At 68.0% G+C, this 22109-nt stretch carries 15 protein-coding genes and 1 pseudogene; 7 read left to right on the top strand and 9 right to left on the bottom strand.

Annotated elements, in window-relative coordinates:
- Nucleotides 1-95 precede the first annotated feature (95 nt).
- Nucleotides 96-593, top strand: a pseudogene (locus ABZ842_RS35700) (IS5 family transposase); the annotation flags it as partial.
- A 19-nt stretch (nt 594-612) separates the two neighbouring features.
- On the opposite strand, the gene ABZ842_RS35705 reads toward ABZ842_RS35700, so the two are convergent.
- The 6 genes from ABZ842_RS35705 to ABZ842_RS35730 all read right to left on the bottom strand — a co-directional run bounded on the left by ABZ842_RS35705 (nt 613) and on the right by ABZ842_RS35730 (nt 6981).
- Nucleotides 613-1104 (bottom strand): MarR family transcriptional regulator, encoded by a 492-nt coding sequence (locus ABZ842_RS35705; protein WP_361546866.1) that lies wholly within the window; start codon nt 1102-1104, stop codon nt 613-615.
- Between the two features lie 656 nt (nt 1105-1760).
- Entirely contained in the window at nt 1761-3086 is a 1326-nt protein-coding gene (locus ABZ842_RS35710) for an AAA family ATPase (protein ID WP_361546869.1), read from the bottom strand.
- An 11-nt stretch (nt 3087-3097) separates the two neighbouring features.
- Nucleotides 3098-4546, bottom strand: coding sequence for a hypothetical protein (locus ABZ842_RS35715; RefSeq protein ID WP_361546872.1), 1449 nt, complete (start codon nt 4544-4546; stop codon nt 3098-3100).
- Nucleotides 4543-5685, bottom strand: a complete 1143-nt coding sequence (locus ABZ842_RS35720) for a hypothetical protein (protein ID WP_361546874.1) — start codon at nt 5683-5685, stop codon at nt 4543-4545. Before ABZ842_RS35720 ends, ABZ842_RS35715 begins: the two co-directional genes overlap by 4 nt.
- 50 nt (nt 5686-5735) lie before the next feature.
- Nucleotides 5736-6524 carry a hypothetical protein gene (locus tag ABZ842_RS35725; protein WP_361546877.1) on the bottom strand — a complete coding sequence of 263 codons (789 nt, stop codon included), beginning with the start codon at nt 6522-6524 and terminating at the stop codon, nt 5736-5738.
- 205 nt (nt 6525-6729) lie between these two features.
- Nucleotides 6730-6981 carry a hypothetical protein gene (locus ABZ842_RS35730; protein ID WP_361546880.1) on the bottom strand — a complete coding sequence of 84 codons (252 nt, stop codon included), beginning with the start codon at nt 6979-6981 and terminating at the stop codon, nt 6730-6732.
- A gap of 124 nt (nt 6982-7105) precedes the next feature.
- Here ABZ842_RS35730 and ABZ842_RS35735 point away from each other — a divergent pair, with 124 nt between their 5' ends.
- The 6 genes from ABZ842_RS35735 to ABZ842_RS35760 all read left to right on the top strand — a co-directional run bounded on the left by ABZ842_RS35735 (nt 7106) and on the right by ABZ842_RS35760 (nt 17978).
- On the top strand, nt 7106-8347 hold the full coding sequence (locus tag ABZ842_RS35735; RefSeq protein ID WP_361546883.1) for an exonuclease SbcCD subunit D: 1242 nt from the start codon (nt 7106-7108) through the stop codon (nt 8345-8347).
- Nucleotides 8344-11547, top strand: a complete 3204-nt coding sequence (locus ABZ842_RS35740) for an SMC family ATPase (protein ID WP_361546886.1) — start codon at nt 8344-8346, stop codon at nt 11545-11547. Before ABZ842_RS35735 ends, ABZ842_RS35740 begins: the two co-directional genes overlap by 4 nt.
- Nucleotides 11548-12005: 458 nt before the next feature.
- A complete protein-coding gene (locus tag ABZ842_RS35745) occupies nt 12006-13607 on the top strand; it encodes a Mu transposase C-terminal domain-containing protein (RefSeq protein ID WP_361546889.1) in 1602 nt (533 codons plus the stop codon).
- A complete protein-coding gene (locus tag ABZ842_RS35750; RefSeq protein WP_361546892.1) occupies nt 13604-14377 on the top strand; it encodes an ATP-binding protein in 774 nt (257 codons plus the stop codon). The genes ABZ842_RS35745 and ABZ842_RS35750 overlap by 4 nt, the downstream gene beginning before the upstream one ends.
- A 116-nt stretch (nt 14378-14493) precedes the next feature.
- Nucleotides 14494-15561, top strand: a complete 1068-nt coding sequence (locus ABZ842_RS35755; protein ID WP_361546895.1) for a hypothetical protein — start codon at nt 14494-14496, stop codon at nt 15559-15561.
- Between the two features lie 176 nt (nt 15562-15737).
- Entirely contained in the window at nt 15738-17978 is a 2241-nt protein-coding gene (locus ABZ842_RS35760; protein ID WP_361546898.1) for a hypothetical protein, read from the top strand.
- A gap of 303 nt (nt 17979-18281) precedes the next feature.
- On the opposite strand, the gene ABZ842_RS35765 is transcribed toward ABZ842_RS35760, so the two are convergent.
- From ABZ842_RS35765 to ABZ842_RS35775, 3 genes are all read right to left on the bottom strand, one after another.
- Nucleotides 18282-19103 (bottom strand): DUF4041 domain-containing protein, encoded by an 822-nt coding sequence (locus ABZ842_RS35765; RefSeq protein ID WP_361546901.1) that lies wholly within the window; start codon nt 19101-19103, stop codon nt 18282-18284.
- Between the two features lie 165 nt (nt 19104-19268).
- Complete coding sequence (locus tag ABZ842_RS35770; protein WP_361546904.1) at nt 19269-19829, bottom strand: ATP synthase F0 subunit B; 561 nt, start codon at nt 19827-19829, stop codon at nt 19269-19271.
- Nucleotides 19830-20142: 313 nt separating this feature from the next.
- Nucleotides 20143-22092: a DUF3732 domain-containing protein gene (locus tag ABZ842_RS35775; RefSeq protein WP_361546907.1), complete on the bottom strand. Its 1950-nt coding sequence runs from the start codon at nt 22090-22092 to the stop codon at nt 20143-20145.
- Nucleotides 22093-22109: the final 17 nt, after the last annotated feature.

Raw genomic sequence — 22109 nt, forward strand, 5'->3', positions numbered from 1 at the left:
ACTCTCGGCAGTACCGCCGAGCTGTCCCGTCAGCCCCCACAATCCAGATCATCCAGCCGTACACACCTCACGGCCAGGGATCACAAACACCTACTGAGCCCGACGACCATGCGCTCGGTCGTTCCCGCGGGGGCCTGAGTACGAAAGTCCATCTCGTCAGCGACAGCCATGCACGACCCTTGGTCCTCCATGTCACTGCGGGACAGGCGGGCGACGCACCGGCCTTCGAGGCCGTCATGGCCGGCATCCGTGTTCCGCGAAGCGGGCCCGGAAGACCAAGGACCCGGCCGGACACCGTCCTGGCGGACCGGGCGTATTCATCCCGCGCGATCCGGAGCCATCTCAGCCGACGCGGGATCCGTGCAGTCATCCCTCAGCCCTCCGACCAGGTCCGCCACCGCCTTCGACGAGGCCGTACCGGTGGCCGCCCGCCCGCTTTCGATGCCGAGGCTTACAAGCAGCGCAACGCGGTCGAACGATGCATCAACCGCTTCAAGCAGTGGCGCGGCCTGGCCATGCGAACGGACAAACTTGCCATTGCCTTCCAGGCCGCACTCCACCTCGCCGCCATCCTCATCTGGACCCGCGGCTGACGAAACTGCAACGAAGTAGCTAGGAGCTCCCGTCTCCCCCGACGTTGGCGATCATCGTGCGCAGCACCTTGAGCGCGGCCACGTACTCCTCGTCACTGATGTCCTTGTGGACCTCCGCGCGCAGCTCCGTGGCCAGCCCGCGCAGCAGGACCCTGGCAGCCTCGCCGGCATCGGTGAGGTGCAGGTTTTGTCCGGCGTCGATCCGTAGCCAGCCACGGTGCAGCAACTGGTCGATGACCCGAGGGATCTCGTGCTGCCCGCCCGCGAGGGGGGTCAGCTGGGCGATCACCTCTTCACGGCTGGGTGCCGTGGGCCCGCCGGTTACTCGGTTGAGTACCCAGTACTGCGGCTGGGTGACATCGATCCTGGCCATGGCGTCACGCAGACGCCGGGTCACCGCCTCGTGGACGAGGCCGGCCCAATAGCCGATGGGCTGGCTGGCCAACATGTCGTCTGTGGCGGCCGGATCAGCCGGCGCCTGGTCAGTGATGCTGCCGCTTAACGGTTTCATGATCGCGAAGCTACACCCCCGTCGTGCACGTGGACACTGTCGAACGCTGGATCTCGGCCTCAAGCACTGCGCGGCCTCGCGGGGCGCACCGGAAGGCTCGCCATCGCTACCAATTCACCCCGCCTCTCCCGTATTCGTATCGCCTCGGTGTCGACCAAAGAGACAGGCCCTAGCTGCAGACCGCGACCATTCTGCTCTGTCGGACCGGGTGTCCTGGCACGCATGGCGCCGGCATCGGACTCAGAGTCACACACCTGCAGCAGGGTGTGGTCCTGGAAGATCTCCACGATCAGCCGCAGGGGGCCGGAGGCGTGCTACACAGCGTTAACGATAGATTCGTTTACCGTCAGCACCATGTCATCGACCTGCTCGGCCGGATACGAGGCCATGGCGTTGCGGATCGCTTCGCGGGCCACGTTGGTCGGCCGGGCACAGTGCGGTGATCTTGTCGCGGCTGCTGCGGATGGGGGCTGTGGCCTTGTGGGGTACGCCGGCGGCGCTGGCGTGGACGAGGGATTCTTTCTCGTCGGCGAGGTAGCGGCCGAGCCATGCGCAGGCCACGGGCTCGGTCCCGACGGCAGCGAAGCAGGTGAGCAGGCCCGCGCGGATCGGCTCGGGATGTGCTTCCGCGTGGCTCGTCTCCCGTGGCAACGGGCCTACGTCGGGGCGTGGATGGTGTGCTGGGCCAGATGGGCGAGGAGGGTGTGGTGGGCCCCCCAGCCGTCAGGGGTCTTGGCGGGTGTGGGGTGTACAGGGTCGTTGGAGGGGTGGGCGTCGAGGAGTTCGAAGATGCCTGCCCTGGTCACGATGATGCAGGCGTGACGGTGGCGTGTGGTGAGAACGCACAGTCGACCGGCGTCCAGGTGGAAGGCTGAGGCGTTGCTGCGGCCGGAGAGGGGGTGCAGGACGATGGTGACTGTGCGTTCGCAGCCTTGGAGCCGGTTGGCGGTGTCGATGGTGATGCCGTGCAGCAGGGGGTAGTGGCGGGCGAGGAGTGCGCGGAGGTGGCCGACCTGGACGCGGTGGGTGGCGCCGATGGCGATGTCTTTGGGGCGCAGTTTGTGTCCCCCGGGGTTTTGCTCGCAGGTGGCTGTGGCGCCTCGGATCAGCAGTCGTTCGGCGATGCGGAGGGCTGCGTGGAAGGCTTCGCTGTCGAGGTGGTGAGTGGTGCGTGCTGGTAGTTCGAACAGTGCCCATCCGGTGCGGGCGGCGTGCTCGATGACGTGGTCGGTGGCAAGGCGTATTCCGGCGTTGAGGTACGTGAGGGTTCTGTCCGGTGCGTTGCTTCCGGCTTGGAAGGGTGTGAGGGGGTAGAAGGCCTCGCTGATCAGGGGGATGGCTGAGGCCGGCAGGCGCCAGGACACGGGCAGGGAGCGGACGGGCAGATCGGGGTTGTTGGCGAGTGCGACGGCGACTGCGCTGCTCATGGGGTCGTGGGTCATGTCCGCGAAGCGGTCGGTCTCGGCAGTGGAGAAGGGGTCGAGCTGTCCGGGATCTCCGACGAAGAGTGCCTGGTCGAAGAGGTGAGCCGTTCTCAGGAGGGTGTCGGAGCGCATCTGGTAGGCCTCGTCGATGACCCCCCATGGCCATCGCCGGTCGGTGACCGTGGCCCATTTCATGGCCGTTCCCACGATGACGTCTGCGGTTCGTTCGAGGTCTTCGATGCGGGTGCCGACACGGATGCCGGTGTGGGCCTGCAGGTCGTGGGGGGCCGCGTTGTCGACTCCGGTGAACCGGGCGATTCGAAGGTGCGGGTGGTCGTCGGTGAGCCGCTGCACGAGATGGTCGGCCTGATTATTGGTCTGGGCGATGACGGGGCAGGGGCCGCTGGACCTGGCGAGCGTGGCGGCGGCCTGGGCGACCAGGGTGGTCTTTCCGGCGCCGGGTGGGGCTTTTACGACGAGCCCGTGGTGAGTGAGTGTGGGCAGTTGTTCCAGGACGGCGCGGGTGGCGTTGTCCGTCTGCTGCTGTGCGGACGGCATGCGGGGCGGTGTCACGGCTTGTCCCCGCTCTGTTTCTCGTTGCCGTCGTGCGTATGGCCGGCGGGCGGGCCGCCGTGGGTCCAGGGAGTCTGGTCGCGTGTGGGGAACTCCGGCATCCGGTGGTGGTCGGGTGCGCGAGTGAAGACGAGGAAGGCGCCTGGTTCGGGCAGGACCGCGTGGTTGGGGCGGGCGATGGGGCCCATGCCCGCGGTGATCTCGAGATCGACCAATGTGTCGCTGTCTGTATGGGTGACTGTGCGGATCCTGTAGCGGGCGTTGGGGTGAGTGTGGCTGGCCAGGGGCCGGCCGGGCTCCAGGAGCACGGGATCTGTGGTGGACACCGTGAACCGGGGGCGCCAGAGTCTTCGGCCGGTGGGGCCGCGGAGAGTGTGTTTCGCCTCGATCGTGGTGACGGGGCCTGCGAATGCCTCACCGGTGGTGCGCAGTTCGGCCCGTACGAAGGGATCGTCGGCGGCGCGTTCGGCGGCGAAGGCGGTTGCTGCGGGTTCGGTGCGGGCTAGGCGGACGGCGGTGGCGACGGCTTGTTCGCGGGCGGGGCGGGGGCGTCCGTCCTGGGTCAGGTAGTTGTGTTCCTCGGTGAATGCGGTGCGCTCGAGGGTACGGCGGCGTGCGGTGTTCGGGGCTTCGGGGAGGGTTTGGAGGAGGGCGTAGGCGTGCCACATGCGGTCCCAGGTGGGCTGCATGTGTTGGGTGAGCAGGCTGTTGAGTTCCTGCAGGAGGGGGGTCTGGTCCTGTCCCCGGGCACGGGCCTGGGCGTGGGCGTAGAGGAGAGGGATGAGTTCGTCGTTGTCGAAGGCCGCGCCGGTGGTGGGTCCTGCGGGCCGGTGTGTGGCGGGGTCTTCTGCCTGGTCTGCGGCGTCGCGTCCGGAGGTTGTGTGACGCGGCGGGTCGATCCAGGCCACAAGGGTGGCGAGGTCCTCGTCTTCGAGGGGGCTCTGGCCTGTGATCCAGTGCATGCCGAGGAAGCCGGTCAGGGGGATGAGTGCGGCTGTTCCTGGGATTTCGGCACGGTCGGTGAAGTAGGTGAGCCAGTGTCCGAGGCGTTGGATGGCCCGGGAGCCGGGCGTCTGGTCGTCGGCACGACGCAGTCTCAGGTCGGTGCCGAGGTCTTTGAGGTACTGAACGCTCTGGGCGTTGGGGACGAGCAGCTGGGGTGCTTCGCCGGTGCGACGGCAGGTGTCGATGTAGGTGGTGACGGTGTCTGCCAGGGCGGCGAGCAGGGGTGTGTTGGTTCCCGAGAAAGGCGCGGTGTGGAGTTGGGGACGGTAGGGGTCTGTGCCCAGCATGACGGCCAGTGGTCGAGCTGTGGGGCCGGTTCGGTTCAGCGTGATCATCATCAGTGGCCGGTCGCTGAGGTGCAGGTGGCGCAGCTGGCAGGCGTGTTCGGCGTGGCCGGTGGAGGCGGCCCGCGTCCGCAGGAGCGAGGCCAGGAGGCTCATGTGCTGTCTTTCCTGAGTGTTTCGTGGATGCGTTGTGCGTGGCGTAGCGCGTGGGCGATGTCTTCGTTGCCCGGGGAGGGGCGGATGCGTCCGTCGGCGAGGTCCAGGGCTGTGTGGATGGTGTCGATTCCTGCGAGGTCGTCGCGGACGGTGGGGCCGAGGGCCCCGATGCTGCCCCGGTTGCGGGCTTCGGTGCGGCAGTGGGCAGCGAGGTCGCAGTGGTGGCGGCAGTCAGGGGTGTAGTGGGGCTTCATGGTGGCGAGTGTGGCGATGAGTTCGTCGCGGGGCCTGGTCGGTGTCCCGTCGGGTCCGGGTGCCAGGTCGCAGGTGGTGCCGTCGGGGAGGGTGTCGAGCAGGTCGGGCAGGCGGTGGAGTCGTGCGAGGTGGCGGCTGAGGTGCTTGATCTGTGGGGCGGCGTTGTAGGGCGTGGCGGTGGGTTGGCGGGTGAAGTTTCGCGGGTTGATGAGGATGACGGTGTCGGAGACGCGGGCGGCGGAAAGGTTGCGGCCGGTGAGGAGTTCACGCAGGGCCAGGATGTAGGCGGCGGCCTGGGTCAGTGATGCTGCGACCTTGAGGGGGTCGGGCCTGCCGTGGATGACGGGGAAGGATTTGATTTCGACGATGTGGAAGACGTCGTCGTGGTGGAAGGCGATCGCGTCGGGCTCGAGGTATGTCTGATGGCCGGCGACGGTCAGTGTGAGCACGGGGTGGTCGAGCAGGGTGTGGGGCTCGGATCTGTGCTCTGCCGCGCCGAGGATGCATGAGCTGGTGTAGGCACGGCGCAGTCCCAGGGGGGATGTGCCGTCGTCGGTGGCGAGGTTGTTGATGTCCTTGTAGGACGCTTGGTGCAGGGGCAGTTGGAGGGCTTGGCGGAGCAGTGGCGCCAGGGCGCCTCGCTCCGGGTCGGTGACCTGGCGCTCGAAGGCGATGCCGTAGTCGAGGGCGAGCTGGGACCTCCTCAAGGGCTGCGGAAGGTCCAGGTGGGTGGCGAGGGCGGCTTTGTCGATGCCGGCGGCATCGAGCAGGGCGCGGCGGTCGCAGTTGGGATTGGTGGTCAGAGCAGCCAGGGTTCGTGCGTTGTGCGGGAGAGGCGGGGCGGGGCCGCGTAACACGCTCAGTCGTGTGTCGAGCGAACTCACTGTTTTCCTCGGAGGAACTGGGCGCTTGCCCGGTGTGGTCGTAGGGGGGTTCACGCGGTGCGGTGTCGGCGGGAGACGACTCGCAGAGTGCTGCCGAAGTTCTGTTCTGCATCGCCGAGTTGTTCGCGGGCGCGTTGGGCCGCTTCGGTGCAGGTTTGGGCGTCTTCGTCTGCGTGGATCTCCAGCTCGGCTGTGGCGGCCTGGCGCAGGGCGGTCAGGTCGAGGGTGCCGGTCCGGGTGTCGTAGCCGTGGACGTTTTGGCTGTAGCGCAGGAGAAGAAGTTGGACGGGCTGGGGCAACTCGGGTTCGCCGCTGAGGTGTTCGGCGGCGTCTGCGAGGCGGAGGGCTGCGGTCAGGAAGTGGACCCGCTGGGTGAGTGGTCCCACGATGCGCCGTTCCAGGGGCCAGGTGCTCAGGGCGAGCAGGGCCCTGGTTGGTGCGAGCAGGTCGGAGGTCAGGGTGGAGCAGACGTAGTAGGCGCGGGCGTAGGGGGCGGAGCGGAAGGAGCGTTCTTCGTCGCGGCGCAGGGTGGTGAGACGTGCGGTGTTCAGGGGGGTGGCGAAGAAGGCCTCGTGGACCTGGCTGAGGAGTTTGGGGGAAGCGGGCACCGTGAGGAGAGTGAGTGCCTGGTGGGCCTGGTCACGGAGGGGCAGATTGTCCCGGGTGGGCTGCGGGGTTGCCGGTGTTGGTTGCGGCTGGACCCTGTCAGGGTTGCTGTCCAGGCCGCACAGCACTTCCCAGGCTCGCTGGACGCGCCTCAACTCCTCGCCCAGAGTGCCCAGCTGGGCGTTGTCGCCGTGCGTGAGCGCCTGCCGGATCGCATGCTGCAGTTGCTGCATACGTTCCTCGAGTGCAACCAGATGCTCATGCATACTGGGATGCTAGCAGCCACCCACCCTTTCCCATTTTCTTCCCGCTTTATTGTGTCGGGTTTTCGTTTCGAACGACAGGTCGATCTGGCGTACGATTTCCGTCAGATTCCCGGAGGGAGCCTGGGGAGGCCGGGGTCATTCGTTTGGGTGAATATGATGCGGCAGGCCAGGGCTAATACCGACGGCCCAGGTCGCTGATGCGCGGGCCGCTCCAGTCACTCGGGGCCGACGGCGAAACAGACTTCGGCGGTAGCCCGGACGGGGCGCCGTTCAGGCCGCACAGCACTTCCCAGGCTTGCTGAGAACGTCTCAACTCCGCGTGCAGAGTGCCGATCTGGGCGGCTTCGTGCTGTGCGAGTGCCTGCCGGATCGCGTACCGCAGTTGCTGCATGCGTTCCTCGAGTGCAACCAGATGCTCATGCATGGCACGACGCTAGCAGCACCCGCGATTCCCCTTTTTCTCCCGCTTTTTTGGTGTACAGTCCCGGCCTCATAAGGCACCGCCGAGTGCTGTCCTACGCCTCGCTTCCGAAAGGGCGCATGCAGGCATGAGCAGACTGCTCCACACGTCCGACTGGCATGTCGGCCACACCTTGCACGGATATCCACGCACCGACGATTTCGACGCCGTGTTCGCCGAGATCGTGGAAATCGCCCGGGAAAGCCGGCCGGACCTGATCGTCCATACCGGGGACCTGTTTCACACCTCCCACCCCACGGCCCCGGACCTCATCCGCGCCATGGAGGTCCTGAAACAGCTCGCAGCCGTCGCACCCACCGTGGTCGTGGCCGGCAACCACGACTCCCCCACCTACTTCCGCTTCTTCGACCTCTTCACCGGCCCGGCCGTGGGACGGGGCCTGTTCTTCGTCGACCGGTTCCGCACAGCCGAGGAAGGAGGCGTGTTCACCTTCGATGCGTGCGGCGGCGAACAGCGCATCCGCCTGGCCACCATGCCGTTCGTGCACCCGAACCGGTTCTGGCAGCGGCCCGCGCTCAGCACGTCGTACGCCGAGTACGCCGCAGGGATGCGCGGGTTGCAGCAGCAGCAGCTGGAGGCCATGGGAGAGGGGTACGACCCCGACCGGGACGTGCTGTTCTTCGCGGCGCACGTGTACGTCGCGGGCGCCACGCGCGCCGAGAGCGAGCGGCGGATGGACGAGTCCTTCAAGGTCGCGGTCGAGGATCTCCCGCAGGTGTCGTACACCGCGCTGGGACATATCCACTGCCCCCAGACCGTGCGTGGGCCCACGTTCCCGGCCCGCTACGCGGGCAGTCCGTTGGCCATGGACTTCGGAGAGGTGGGCGAGTCTAAGAGCGTCGTCATCGTCGACGCCGAACCCGGGCGGCCCGGCCGACCGTTGCCCCGCCCCCTGCTCAGCGCGAGACGGCTGGAGGTTTTCGAGGGAACCCTCGACCGGCTGAGAGCCGAGGCCGCCCAGTACGACGGGACCTACCTGAAGGCGGTGATCTCCGGGGAAGAGCCCGACGTGCAGCTCGCCCGGAAGATCGCCGAGATCGTGCCGAACGCGATCGTCATCAAACCGACACTGGACCTGGAGCCGGCTGCCGACATCCTCCTGGACTTCGACCCTGGCGAGGAACCGGAGCTTCCCGACGCGTTCCGCGTCTACCTCGGGCAGGAGGGTGTGAGTGGTGCCGCCGCGGACGCCACGGTCGCCGCGTTCGTAGAGCTGCTCAACGAGGTCGACACCGAGGCGCCATCGCCAGTCTCGGCCGAACAGCAGTTGCGCGCCGCGCTGGAAGACACCTGGACGGAGGAAACGTGAGACTCAGGAAGCTCACCCTCATGGGGGTCCGCAGCTATACCGGCCCCTGCACCATCGACTTCGCCGACAAGCGTCTGTTCGCCATCCTCGGCAACACGGGCGAGGGAAAGTCCAGCATCCCCGAGGCGATCATCTTCGCCCTGTTCGGGACGTGCTCCTGGTCGAAGTCGGCGCAGGAGCTGATCAGCAAGGGTGCGCACAGCATGCATGCGTCGCTGGAGTTCGAGGTGGATGGCCAGCCCTGGAACGTCCGGCGCGTTGAGTACGCGGACACCGCCAAGAGGCCGAAGGCGGTACTCGAGCCCCTGCCTGGAAACACCAAGAGCATGCGGGTCGACTACAAGAAGGCGGTGAACGAGGCGATCACCGACCTGCTCGGGATGGACCGGGACGGTTTCATCGCCACGTTCATGCCGCGCCAGGGAGACTTCGACGCCCTGCTGAGGGCGACTCCGGCCGTCCGGACCGGCATCCTGCGCCACGTCTTCGGCATCAGCTCGCTCGAGCGCGTGCGGGACCACGCCGAAACACGTCTGAAGCGGCTCGAGGACCAGATCACCAATGCGAGGGCGGCCCGGGGAGATCTCGGGAAGGACCCCCGCGCCGCGGCAGACCAGGCCGTGCTGGACGTCGAACGCACCCGCGGCATCGCCCACAGCCGGCGCGCGAGGCTGGATGCTCTGCGTGAGGCCCAGAACCGGGCCGCCGAGCACCACCGTCACAAGCGCGACGTGGACAAGGCAACACAGCTGCTGTGTAAGCGTGCGGTCCCCGACGCGGGCGCCACACTGCTCGCCCTGACACGCACGAAGCACGAACTGGACGAGGAAGCCGCGGCCCAGGACGCCATCGAGGGTGAGCTGAACCTGCAACTGGACGCTGCACAGAGCACCCTGGACGCCTGCGAACAGGCGGGTGACACCCTGCCGTCCCTGCACGGCGCGTTCGCCGTCCTGTCCCGCCTGCCCGACCGAGCGGCAGGCTTGAACACCCTGCGGCAGCGGCGGGAGCAGGAACAGCAACAGCACGCCGAACACGAGCAAGAACACGCGCAGGCACGACAGGCACTGGCCGAGCACGGGACGGCGATCGCGGAGCTCGCCGAGGCCGCCGCGCGTGGCAAGGACCTCGCAGCCCAGGCACGCACGCGTACCGAACAAGTCAAAGACGCCGTCCAGGAGGCGCTGCAGGAGGCGAACTCCGCGGCGACGCACCTGCAGTCGCACCAGGCCACGCTCAAAGCGGTCGAGGAACACCGTCAACGCTGCACCGCGCTGGCGGACACTCGGGAGGAACTGAACAGTGCCCTGACAGCAGCCCAGGACCATCTGGCTGCAGCCCAGCGCGGTGAAGCGGCCCACACGGCCGGCTCCGGCCTGGCCCCGGGAGAGGACTGCACCGTCTGCGCCCGGCCTCTCCCCGACGGCTTTACACCCCCAGCCCCGCTGGACGCCAAGGCACTGAGCCGCGCCAAACGCGCGGCCACCAAGTACGGCAAGGCCGTCAGGGATGCGGTCGTGGCTCAGGCGCAGGCAGTCGGCGAGTTGAAGGCCGCGGAAGAGACAGCCCACAAGCACCACCATGCACATGTGGCCGCCACACAGCGCACCACGACGGCCCTGCTGCGGGTACGCGAGCTGGACGACGCCATCAGGCCGGCCTGCTCCCCCGCAACAGCCGTTGCCCTGGACTCCCTCCACGAGCGGACAAAAGCACGGGCCCACCTGCTCGCCGAAGGCGACCCGGCGAGCAGGCAGCAGATCACCCGGATGGTCAGCACCCTCGTCCAGCCTCTGCTCAACGCAGAAGGCGATGCCCGTACGGCACACACGCAAGCGGAGGCCGCCCTTGCAGCAGCGCAGGCCGAACACGAAGCCGCCAAGGCCGACCTCAAGCGTCAGCACGGTCGCCTGCGACGTGAAGGAAAGCGACTGGACGGGCTCGTGCTGCAATTCGACACGGAACTGCAGACGCTCCTGACGGACATCGCAGGCCTCCCGCCATCCCTCCGCCCCGCCCAGCCTGACCCGGACGCACTACCCGAACCGCACGACATCGCAGCCGCACTCGACACGGCCGGCCGACGGCTCGAACAGCTAGAGAAGACAACACAGGAGCGAGACGAGATCAGGCAGGCGCTCGCCGAACATGCCGCAAGCCGGCAGGCCCTGGACGAACGCCGTCGGTGCACCGTCGACACCCCCGCGCGTCATCTCGTCAAACAGCTGGAGCGCTGGGCGGACGCAGCCGACGATGCCGCAGACCTTGTCGGCGACGAGACCACACTGCCCGCCGCACCGGACGGAACGGACCTGGCCACCGTCGACTCCTACCGTCTGTCCCTCGCCTCGCTGGACCAGAAGCTCGCCGAAGCGCTGGGTCAGGAGGCCCAGCGTGCCCGCGACGAGGTCCTGGCGTTCGAGAAGGAACTCGTGCGCCAGGGTGACCGCCCCGAGGACGCCAGCGACATCGCCCCTGGGTTCTTTGTGCCCTCCCAGGGCGATCTGCTCGACCCTTCTGTTCTCAAACCGCTCATCAACAAAACGGACCACGCGCACAGCGCGTATGAGCGGGCCAAGGACGACCTGCGCATCGCGCGCTCACGTATCCCCCATGCCGAAGCCCTCGACGCTGCCGTCACGGCCGGAGAGAAGCAGGCCGAGCTGTGGCGTAACGTGCGGCGGCTGCTGACGGAGGGCAAGTTCATCGGTTATCTCGTCGAACAGCGCACACATGCGCTGCTCAGTCACGCCAGCAGGAACCTCCTGGAGATCTCCGGAGGCAGCTACGCGTTCACCAACGGGTTCGAGATCGTGGACTGTGCCACGCACCTTGCACGCAATCCGCAGACTCTCTCCGGTGGTGAGTCCTTCCAGGCTTCGCTGGCCCTGGCCCTGGCTCTCGTCGAGCTGAACAGCCGCAGCCGCGGTCACCGCCGGCTGAAGACCCTGTTCCTGGACGAAGGATTCGGCTCGCTGGACGCTGAGCACCTGGATCTTGCCCTTTCCGTCCTGGGCCGCAGGATTGCCCCGGACACAACGATCGCCATCATCAGTCACATGTATCCGGTGGCCGACGAGGTCGACGACATCCTGCACGTCATGAAACCCGCCACCGGCTCCACGGCCCAGTGGCTCTCGCCAGAGGAACGCACCCGCATCATCCACGACGGCCTGCAGAAAATGCTGCACCACGCGTGAGCGCCGGCGGGCTCCTGTCGGCACAGCCACCAGGAGCCCGTCCCATGGGGGCAGTGTCCCCACACTCCGAAAGCGCGGCCGTTGCCTGTCTCCTGCCCTCGCAGGACTCTGTCTGAAGAGTCTGCTGCCGTCCCCGGCCGCAGACCTCCGTACCGGCGCGATACCCGCGGCCTGAACCACGCCCTTCGACATCCCTACGCAAACGCCCCACCTGTGTCCGCAGCCTTGGACCGCCCAGCCGCCTCGTGCGGCGCGCACGGCACACGGCCGTGTGCTTCCGGACAGCGGCTACCCGGTGGCTGGCGCTCGGCCACGCCCGCCGGCACGACGGCGGCCCCACCGCCACAGCGCGGTCCGCAATCCGGCCACGCGCGTACTTGAAACCCCCTCTTCCCACCGGTCGGGCGCACCGCGCCGTCGACTTTTCCCTGATCTCCTCGTCTGGAGGGAGCAGAACCGTGAGTGATGCCACGACGGACGGCGTCGGCGGTGCCGTCACACCAGTCTTCACCGCAAGTACAGGACGGCGGGCCGCGATGCCGCGGCTGAGGCATCTGGACCAGCACGGCCTGCTGACCAGCGCGCACGTGCGCCTGGTCGCCGCGACCGTGGGCTGCTCCGAGCGGACGGTGTGGAACTGGCTGGCCGATATGCGCGCCACCGGCCGCATGGGCGCCGTGGCCCGGCCACGGTTCACCGTCACAGCTGAAACCCGGCACCTTCTTGCGCTGTCGGGAGGCAATGCCTCCGCTGTGCACCGTGAACTGGAGAAACGGGCCCAGGCCGATCCGAACCTGCCCAAGGCTCCCTCCCTTGCGACGCTGCACCGGGCGCTGCGGCGGGACCTGACGCCCGGGGAACGGGCCGGCCTCGCCCGAGGGGAGGCCGCGCGGAGGGCCTTCGACGTGTTCGGCAAGCGCCCTCCCGGGCACCGCAACGAGGCGTGGGAGGGCGATCACAAGTGTGTGCCCGTCAAGGTGGGGCTCGAGGACGAACTCGTACAGCCGTGGCTGACGTGGTTCATCGACTGCGCCAGGAACGTCATCACTGGTTGGGCTGCGACGCCCCACGCACCGAGCAGGGATGCAGTGTTGGCGGCCCTGCGCACGGCGCTGGACCGCAGCGATCCGTTCGGCCCGGCCGGTGGGCTGCCTGGTCTGGTCCGCGTGGACCGCGGCAAAGAGTTCCTGTGCGCCACCGTGGCCTCGGCTCTGGGCGCGTTCGCCGTGCCGGTCATCGATCTCCCCGCCTACAGCCCGCATCTGAAGGGCACCATCGAGGCCCTCAACGACACAATCGAGCGGATGCTGTTCGTCTCCATGCCGCACTACACCGGCCAGCAGAAGCTCACCGGCGGGCGCACCGCTGATCCCGATGAGCCCGCGCTCACGTTCGAGGCTTTCGTGGAGCTGTTGCAGGAGTGGGTGCGGTGGTGGAACCACGAGCACAAGCCCAGGAAGCTGGGCGGCCTCACTCCGATCGAGGCGTGGCGGGCCGACCCCACTCCCCTGTATGACGTCCCCGCCCAGCAGCTGGCCCACTTCGGGCTCGAGGACGACGGAAAGACCCGCGTCATCACCACCCGAGGTGTGCAGTGGCGCAACCACGCCTACGTCGGCCCCTGGATGGTCGGCATGGGCGGCACCCGCGTCGTGGTGCGCTACCTCCCCCACCACGACGCAACCATCGAGGTCTTCGGCCTCGACGGTACCTACCTGGGCAGCGCCGTCCTTGCCGAGCAGGCAAGCCGGGAGCAGGTCCGTGCCGTGCGCAACGCCCGCAAGGCCAAGGAGCGGCGGCTTCGGGCGGACCTGAAGGCCGCCGCCCGGCTGCGGCGCGGGAAGTTCGAGGCCGTCACCTCGGCCACCCCGCCCCAGCGTCTTGGCTCGCTGACAGAGGCGGAAGCCGAAGCGGAGCTGTCCGAGGCAGCCGCTACGGACCTGCGGAACGTCAATCCCGGCTACATCCCTCACCTGCCGGTTCCCGATGGCTGGGCCCGGCCAGCCCAGGCGGACCAGGATCAGTCAGAGAGCGCTGACGCTGCCAAGGGGAAGGAGTGAGCGACGATATGGACTACGGCAGCCTTCCGGCGGAGGAGGACGACCACTTCCACCGGCTGGACGCACACCTGGTGGCCACCGACACGCTGATGACGACGCTGGACAACGTCCAGGCGACGATCGAGGCCAAAGGCATGATGGTCGCCTACGGAGCGGCCGGGTGTGGCAAGACGATGTCGGTGAACTCGGCGCTGCGGAAAGTGGCCCCCGACATCACCTACCGCCTGGAGCTGCGTTCGGGACCGACCCCCCGCGACATCCGGCACGGCTTGTTCCGTGCTCTGGGGCTGCCCGGGGAACCTCCCACCCGTCCCATCGAGTTCGACACCCTTCTGAAGGACGCGCTGTCGCAGACGTTCCGGGTGCTGGTGTGTGACGAGGCCCAGTGGATGGGCCGCAGTTCGTTCGAGTACTGGCGTCACCTCTGGGATGACCGGCACACCGACATGGCGGTGATCTTCGCCGGCGGGGACAACTGCTACAAGGTCCTCAAGCGCGAACCGATGCTGGCGTCGCGGATCTACATCTGGCAGAAGTTCACGCGCATGCCCGAGGGCGAGGTCGTCGGGACGCTGCCGGCATTCCACTCCCTGTGGTCCGGGGTCGATCCGAAGACGATCGTCGGCATCGACCGGGCTGCGGCGCACGGCAACTTCCGTAACTGGGCCACCATCACCAAGCACCTGATGGAAGGCATGCGGCAGAAAGGAGTGAGTGAGATCAGCCAGGACCTCATCGACTGGGTCTACGGCAAGCTGGGCGGCATGTAGCACCCATCAGCTGTGTGCGCCGGTTCCGCCGCAGGGTGGCGGAACCGGCGCCGGCCATCACACAAGGACACAGCGCCTGAGCCGATCCGCAACCAGGCGGCCAGAGGGCGCGCGGCATGGATGAGGGCAGGGTGGTGGCAGCGGGCTACGGAGATGTGACCGTGGTGGTGGACGAGCAGGACGATCTGTTCTACACGCGGGCGGCACTCGAGGCGCACTGTCCTGGCGCGGGCCGCGTCACGGTGCATCCGACACCGGCGAGCGGCCATCCTGCCGCGCTGGCGCACGACGTGCTGTACGCGCTGGGCAAGCGGCTGGCCCCAGGCCCCGACTCCCCCGACGTGTGGCTGGACTCGGTGAAGGCTGCATGGCAGGCCGCAGCCGCGTGGACGCAGGCGACCGGGGTACGGCACGTACTGATCCCCCGTGCCCATCTGCTGACGCCCCGACGGATCGACCAGCTTCTCACCTGGCGCACGGCAACTGAGGTGCAGCTGACGCTGCTGTGGCAGGAAAAGGCACGCAAGCTGCCGCCTGCGCTCGCTCAGGTGGAGCGCCGCCTCAGCAGCAGAGACAGCTTCGAGGAACTCCTCGCCGAACCGGGACCGATTCCCGCGCGTCCGTCCTTCCCCCCGGGTGCATCAATGCCGGCTGCGCCTGGGGCCAAGGTCGTGGCGGGGGTTTCACGGCAGCCGTCTGCGTGGCTGCCGCAGGAGCCCCGGCCGGCTTCGGCGAGGCAGGTGCAGCACGCGTTTCCCTGCGTCGGCGCGATGGCGACAGCACACCTGGTGCAAGCCGTGCCCTCGGTCGATGCCGCGGCGCAGGGCACGGCTGTCCTGTCGGCTCTCGCTCATCCGCTTGCCGCCGGGGCGCTGAGCGTGCTGGCTTTCACCCGGGTCGGTCTCGGCAGGCTGCGGAGCACGCGCGACCTCGACATCGCCGGCGACGTGTCCGTCATCAAGATCCACGGCATCGCGCACCGGTCCTGCGCCTTGTACGCGGTCCCGGACTGGGCACAGCCGCTGCTGGCGGCTGCCCGCGCCCATCACCGGCTGAAGCCACACCCGGAGGAAGACAGCGTGTTCGCGCCAGTGATGCGCTGCGAAGCGCGGCATCTGCGAGCTCATGCGGAATGCCTGCTACACCTCAACGTGGCTGCGCTCGTAGATGTTCTGGTCCCTTGAGTAACTCTGTGCTGGCCCGGTGACGGAGGTGGCAACCCAGATCTCAGGTCTGTCGAAGGCGTACGGCGTTGGACAGTCCGATGCGGTTCTCCCCATAAGCATGGTGCGATGTCGGCGGCCGGACATTGGTGTCCGAGGGCGTGGTTATGCTCACGTCATCGCTAGGGGGAGGTTGCATGCCGTACGGTCTGCTGACGCCGGACGTGCCGCTCGGTCCGTTCGAGGGCGCTGTCGTCACTCTGTGGTCGACGCAGGCGAGAGATGCGAAGCTGCACTCCACGTCCTCCTGTTCTTACGTGCGTTCCGCTCGTGTCGCCGAGCGGAAAGTACGGCTGGATGCCTCGGCTGTCGGCCGACTGTGTACCCAGTGCGCGTCGTACGGCTCGTGGGCACGTCCCGGGACGGGGCTGGCTGTCTTCCTGAACGCGGTCACGGGCATGGGTCTGTTGTATGAACTGGACCGCTACTGCGATGCCGAGGAAGACAGCTTCGACGGGCAGGAGTTGGACGACGCCGCCTCGCTGCTCTTGCCTGCCTCTGCGGAGGGCGTGAGCGCGCAGACCGGCGTAGAGGAAGAGGAGGACGATCGCTGGGAGGAGGTGCAGGAAGCCCGGCAGGTGCGTGAATCCGTCGTGGCCGAGTGGCTTGACGCCTTGGTCAGCCTGCACCGCGTGCACCGCGTCCTGGCTTTGTTTCCCTGGATGAGTTCCTGGGCTGAGCCGCGGGTGCAGCGGAAGCTGGACCGCCTTCAGGTGTTGCGTGCCCGGGCCAGACGGCTGATCGCCCCGGATGCACTGGTCTTGGCGGCAGCGGTGTCGGGTATGAAGGAACCGGACCTTCCTGCCTCGGATCCCGCTTTCGCCGTACTGGGTGCACGCGGCGAGGTGACGGACTCATTGACGTCATTGTGGCGGCAGTGGCGCAGCGTGGTGGAGGACAGCTGGGATCATCCGTGTGAGCAGGAGTATCTCGCCTACCGGCTGACCCGCGGGATGAGCAGTCGGCGCAAGGGGCGGGATCAGTTGCTGGAGCGGGCCCAGGCACTGCTGGGTGCCTGGACTGAGGAAGCTGCCGGATCGGTCACAGCCGACTGCGGGGAACGGGTCCTGTCCGTGCGGCTTGGCGGCGGTTCCCTTGCGGCATCCGGCCGGAGCACGTCTGCGCTCGACCGGCTCAGTCAGTGGGAGCGGGGCGTGCTCGCCTCGTACACGGTCTCGGTGGACTGGGCGGCGGCTGAGCCGGTCATCTCACTGCGGGTACCGGAGCCGATCGCGGCCCGCCTGTTGTCTCAGCGTTCCAGGCTCGTGTACGAAACCCAGGCCGAGGAAACGCCTCCAGCCGGAGACACGGCATTGGCTCTGGGGGCGGGCTCCGGTCTTGGGCTTGGGGTGTTCGACGACACCCCGGTGTATGGCCGCCAACTGCTGCGGCAGGAACACCTGCGGGCGCTGCGCGACACACCGGGCGGCGCGGAGCAGTTGTACGCGGTCCTGAGCATGGACGCTGGTGTGGAAGTGGTGACGCTGGGCGCTCTGGAACAGCGCTGCGCGGCCGGGTGGCAGGGTGTGATCCTCACCGCCGCCAGCGACCTTCCCGACGTCCTGGTCGATACCGCCTTGCGCCCGTACGCCGGGGAGTCGGCTGAGAGCGACGACGTGTGGGCCCGTCCTGTGTACGACCCGGAGGAGGATGAGTTCGGCCGGAGCCTGAGCGTATCGGAGGGCGAACGGGTCCTGGTGCGGCTGTGCAGGGAGAAGCGGGAGATCCGCCAGGCTCTGAAATCCCTGGCCTTGGCACGTTCGCTGCCGGATCTGCGGGATCTCGAGGCAGTCGTGGAAGACGAGCGGGGCTATCCGCTCAGGCCGTTTGCTGCGGCTGTGTGGAACGGGCTGTTGGCGATGGAGCAGCCGGACCTGGAGCCCTTCGCCTCAGACGACAACGAGGACTGGCCCGAAGGTTCGGGCCTTCCTCTGGGAGTGCTCGCTTCTGTGCAGGTGTACACCACGGATGCGTTCGGCCGTTTCCAGGGCCGGGCCCACTCCCCCGGCTGTGCGCACCGGCGGCCCTACACCGGGGTCGACCGCCAGGACGAGAAGGCGAGCATCGAGGAGCTGCTGCGCGCCAAGGGGTTCGATCCGTGCAGCAAGTGCGGCGGGTACGCGGTGCGCCGGCTCAGTGATGCCCAGGTCGCCTACTACCGGGCCGCACACCGGCTGCACAGCCTCATCCGGATCTCGGCTTCTGGCTCTGGGGCGGCCGAGGCCGGGTCGTACTTGAGTCGGCTCGATGAGCTCAGCGGTCTGGATGATCAGACTGAGCAGGCATGGTTTCCCGATCGGGGGCAGGCCCGACGTTGGCGGCAGGTCGTCATCCGTCTGCGCGCCACGCTCCAAAACCGCGGGGCCCTGGAGCGCTGACGCCACTGGCGTGGACGCGGCGCGCCGAACAGGTCGGGGTGTCTGGCTGCCGGGGCCTGTCGGTCTGGACAGCGCACGCTGAGGCCGCGGCCCGAAACCGGTGTTTCACACGCTGGTGGGCACACGGCCGCATGGCGGTTCTTTGGCCATGGGCGGAGAAGAGGACGCTGATCGCTACAAGCGCTCCCCTGACCGTGCCCCAGCCGGCGAGCCGAAAGGGAGAGGCTCCGTGAGCCGGCAGGCTCTGGATCACTGCTGTGATCTCGTCGGGTGCCTCCTCGGCCGTGGAGCGTCCTGTCCGGGTCAGCCCGTCTTGCTGGCGCGCCATTCGAGTGCCTGCGGGGTCTCGGTGAACTCCACCAGGTGTTCGCCCGCGAAGCGTTCCAGTGCGGTGCGTACCTCGGCGGGGGTGACGTAGAAGAACTCCTTTCTGTTGTTGACGCGGTTGACGCGTCGGTCGGCGAACTCTTGGTGGAGGCGGGTTTCGAGGCCGACGGCGTCCTTGCTGAAGATCAGGGCGTGGACGTCGAAGCGGAAGGGGACGGCGGCGCCGCTGAGCTCGTAGACCCGGTCCAGCGGTTCGAGGCGTCGGGTCATGCCGATCTTGACGATGCTGTCTCCGAAGACGCCGATGTTGGAGACGACGTAGACGTAGCCGGTGCGGACATTCGCCGCGCGGGCGTCGACGTCCTGGAGCGCCTGCTGGATCTCGGCGACTTTGGCTTCCATGTCGCGTACGGCCTCGTGGTCGCCCTGGGCGCGCATGCGTTCGAGGGCGGCCTCGTAGTGGTTGAGTTCCTTGTGCAGTTTCTCCCGTTCGCGGTCCAGTTCGCGTTGGGCGGCCGCCTCCTCGCGTTCGCGGGCTCTCGCCTCGCGCTGGGCTTCCTTCTCCTCGTCCTTCTTCTGCAGGAAGTCGGCTGTCAGCTGCAGTTCGCGGACGCGGGCGTCGTGGTAGGCGTCGGAAATGCGGATGTGCATGGTGGCGCCGAGCTTGGCGATGGTCTCCCGGCTCTTGTAGAGGCGGTCGACCAGTGAGGTCAGGCGGTGGGGGCGCATGGTGCGTACGGCGTAGTCGGCTTCGGCGTTGTAGGCGCGGAGCATCAGTTTGGAGAAGTCCCGGATCATCTTCCGGCCCTCGCGTGCGGAGCCGTTGACGGTCCAGTCCGTGGCTGCCAGGACCGCCTGGTTGTTGCGTGCGAGGTTCTTGATCTCGGTCTTCAGGGAGTCCAGGCGGCTGCGGTACGCGACTGCGTCGTGGAGCTGGTGATGGTAGGCGTAGATTCCGACCTGTTACAGCAGGACGGTCTCGTCGGTGGTGACGATCTGCGCGCGCAGCTCGGACAGGCGGGTTTCTGCCTGGTAGATCTCGCCGCGGTATTGCTCGGCTTCCTTGCGGATCCGTTCGGTGTCCTTCGCGGCCTGCTTGGCGTCGGCCTTGATGTCCTTGGCGGCCTGGCGGGCCTGGTCGACGACGGCTTGGGCCTCTGTCTGCGCCTGCGTCCGCAGCGCGGCCGCCTCTTGGCGTGTCCGCTGCATGAGTCCGGCGACCTGGGCGGCGTCAGCGCCGTGGGTCTGCGCGATCCACTGCCTCAGTTCCTCCAGTTCGCTCGCCTCGTCACGTCGCCGACGGCCGAACCAGCCCCTCTTCCGCCCGGCGGGGACGCCGGGCGGAGGCGCGTACTGCTGGGGAACGGCGGCTGTCGGCGGCGCGCCTTCGGGTGCGTCGGGCAGCCACATCTGCCAGCCGGACGGAGGCGGTGGCCAGGACGGGTCGGGCTCCCAGCCGACCGGCGGGATCCAGCCCTGGGCCAACGGCCAGTTCGGTGGTGGATTGAACCGAAAGCCGTTCACATTCACCCGTGCACTCCCCTCCCGGCACCGTCCGGTGCACCCTCGACAACTCGCGCGATCATGCCGTGCAGGCTGCCGGGAAGACGGCCGATCGAGAAATTCGGCGCAAAAGGCACCTTGGCCGGTCTACCGGCCCGGAACCTCAGATGACGGCGAGACTGACCACGATCGGAACACGGCGGTCGTGCCAGGCCAGCGCCGACCGCCGGCTCTGCCACATGCGCGGCTCTCGCGCCTCCCCGTTGCCAGGCGTGCTCGCGCTGGGCATGGCAGTGTCTGGTTCGGCACGGACGGCCTGGCCGCGGTGGCAGCGTCAGTCGAGCCAGTCCAGCGGAATCAGCGCGGTGCGATTGCCTTCGGCGTCGGGACGCCAGTTGCCGATCACGGCTTCCTGGAACCAGTCTTCGGGCAGGTTCGCGTGGTCGCAGACGATGATCTGGAACGCTCCGTTGTTGAGCTGCACGACGTCGTTGAGGAGTTGGAAGTAGGCGGTGACGGTGGCCCAGTCGGCGTCTTCGATGGTGGAGGCGTCGCGGGGTTTTTCCGGGAAGAACGCCTGGGTGGGCTGGTCGAGCATGAGGAAGCCCGGGACGGGCCGGTTGTTGCGCCGCAGGTAGGTGTGCAGGGCGAGGTGGGCGACCAGGTGGTAGCCGATGTGGTTCTTGGCGCTGCCGATGCGGGTGAGGGGCAGGCGTCCGGAGGGTCGTCTGAGGACGACGTTGAGGAGCTTGAGGCTGATGGCCGCCTCGGTGGCGTCTGCTGCTCCTCCGAGGTTGAGCCGCTTGGCCCAGGCGGTCATGCCGATGGCGACGTCGGCAAGGCGGCGCTCGGTCTCGGCTGCGACATCGTCTTCATCGACGAGCCGCTCAAGCGTGGTTGCGTGCTCTTCGGCGAGGGCGAGGTTGTGGCGCAGCCGGGTGATGTCGCTGTCTGTGCCTGTGCGGGTGAGTGCTTCGGAGATCCGGCCCTGGATGTGAGCGACTCGCAGGTTGTGTTCCTGCAAGCGGCCCATGCGTTCGTCGCTTGCCAGGAGTTCTCTGAGCTGGGCGCCGTTGATCCTGAGGCGCTCGGTCACGGCGGCGCGCTCGCTCTGGAGGGCGCGCCGGTGTTCTTCGCGTACGGGCTGGAGTGTCTGTGCCTGGGCGAGTTCTTGTGCGAGGTGGTCGGTCAGCTCGGAGATGTCCTGCGCTGTGGGGTCGGGGTGTTGCAGAGGCTGGGTGCACATGGGGCACACGCTGGTGTCGTGCTGGCGTTCAGGGCCGAGGAGCTCGAGCGTTTTGAGGCGGTCGAGCTGGAGGTGCAGTTCGCCGGTGAACGCGCGGCCCTGCTGCTGCCAGCGGTCGACTGCGGCCAGGGCCTCGTCGAAGTCCTGGAGCTGTTCGCGCAGGATGCGGCGTTCGTCGTTGAGTTCCTGGCGCCGGTCGCGCATGTCGAGTGGGGCCGCGGTCCGGGGCGCGGCGGCCAGGGCCTGGTGGAGGAGGCTGAAGACCTGTGCGTTCTCGGGGGCTGCGGGAACATCGGTGAGGAGGCCTTCGGCCTCCGCGAGGCGTACGAGAGCCAGACCGTTTGCGTCCATGGCCTGCTGGTGGCGCAGGGCGTCGTCGAGTTTCCGCTGTGCTGCGCGCTGGGCTCGCTGGGCTTCGCCGAGGCGGTGACGGCGCAGCGCCTGTTCGGGGCCGGCTGCACCGAGGAAGTACGGCAGGGTGTCCTTGAGGGTCTGGGCCATGCCGGGTTCGGTCTGGCGGTGGAACAGGGCCGTCTGGGAGGCGATCTCGTTCTGGTTCTGGAAGCAGAGCAGGGCCGCTTGGCCGATGGAGACGTCGAAGGCGCTGCGGGCCGCGCCGACGGGCGGCTGGAAGTGGAAGTCCTCGATCCCGAGGCGGGCGCTGAGTTCGCTGCGCAGGACCGCGACGTTGGAATTGTTGACGAGTTCGTCGGGCCGGGGGATGTCGAGGGTGGCGTCGCCGGTGCGGATGAAGGCGTGCTGGGTGGAGGCTCCGGCGGGGCGGGGCCGGGCCAGGACCATGCGTGAGCTGTCGGCGAAGGTGACCAGGAGGGCGTACCAGCCGACGGTCTGGTCGATCAGGTCGTCGGGCAGGTTGGGTGCGCTGCGTCCGAGGCAGTAGTCGACGATGGTGAGGACCTCGGACTTACCGGTTTCCGACTCGCCGGTGAGGATGTTGAGCGCCCCGGGGCGGAACCGCAGGACCCTCGGGGGTTTCCTGCCGTCTCGGTGGTACAGGGCCAGGGCGAGCAGCTGCATGGCGGTTCTGGGGCTCC

Source organism: Streptomyces sp. NPDC047315 (assembly GCF_040643215.1).
Classification (GTDB): Bacteria; Actinomycetota; Actinomycetes; order Streptomycetales; family Streptomycetaceae; genus Streptomyces.

Coding starts and splice junctions, on each gene's coding strand:
- ABZ842_RS35705 (WP_361546866.1), bottom strand. CDS start 1,104: ATGAAACCGTTAAGCGGCAGCATCACTGACCAGGCGCCGGCTGATCCG.
- ABZ842_RS35710 (WP_361546869.1), bottom strand. CDS start 3,086: ATGCCGTCCGCACAGCAGCAGACGGACAACGCCACCCGCGCCGTCCTG.
- ABZ842_RS35715 (WP_361546872.1), bottom strand. CDS start 4,546: ATGAGCCTCCTGGCCTCGCTCCTGCGGACGCGGGCCGCCTCCACCGGC.
- ABZ842_RS35725 (WP_361546877.1), bottom strand. CDS start 6,524: ATGCAGCAACTGCAGCATGCGATCCGGCAGGCGCTCACGCACGGCGAC.
- ABZ842_RS35730 (WP_361546880.1), bottom strand. CDS start 6,981: ATGCATGAGCATCTGGTTGCACTCGAGGAACGCATGCAGCAACTGCGG.
- ABZ842_RS35735 (WP_361546883.1), top strand. CDS start 7,106: ATGAGCAGACTGCTCCACACGTCCGACTGGCATGTCGGCCACACCTTG.
- ABZ842_RS35755 (WP_361546895.1), top strand. CDS start 14,494: ATGGATGAGGGCAGGGTGGTGGCAGCGGGCTACGGAGATGTGACCGTG.
- ABZ842_RS35760 (WP_361546898.1), top strand. CDS start 15,738: ATGCCGTACGGTCTGCTGACGCCGGACGTGCCGCTCGGTCCGTTCGAG.
- ABZ842_RS35765 (WP_361546901.1), bottom strand. CDS start 19,103: ATGATCCGGGACTTCTCCAAACTGATGCTCCGCGCCTACAACGCCGAA.
- ABZ842_RS35775 (WP_361546907.1), bottom strand. CDS start 22,092: ATGCAGCTGCTCGCCCTGGCCCTGTACCACCGAGACGGCAGGAAACCC.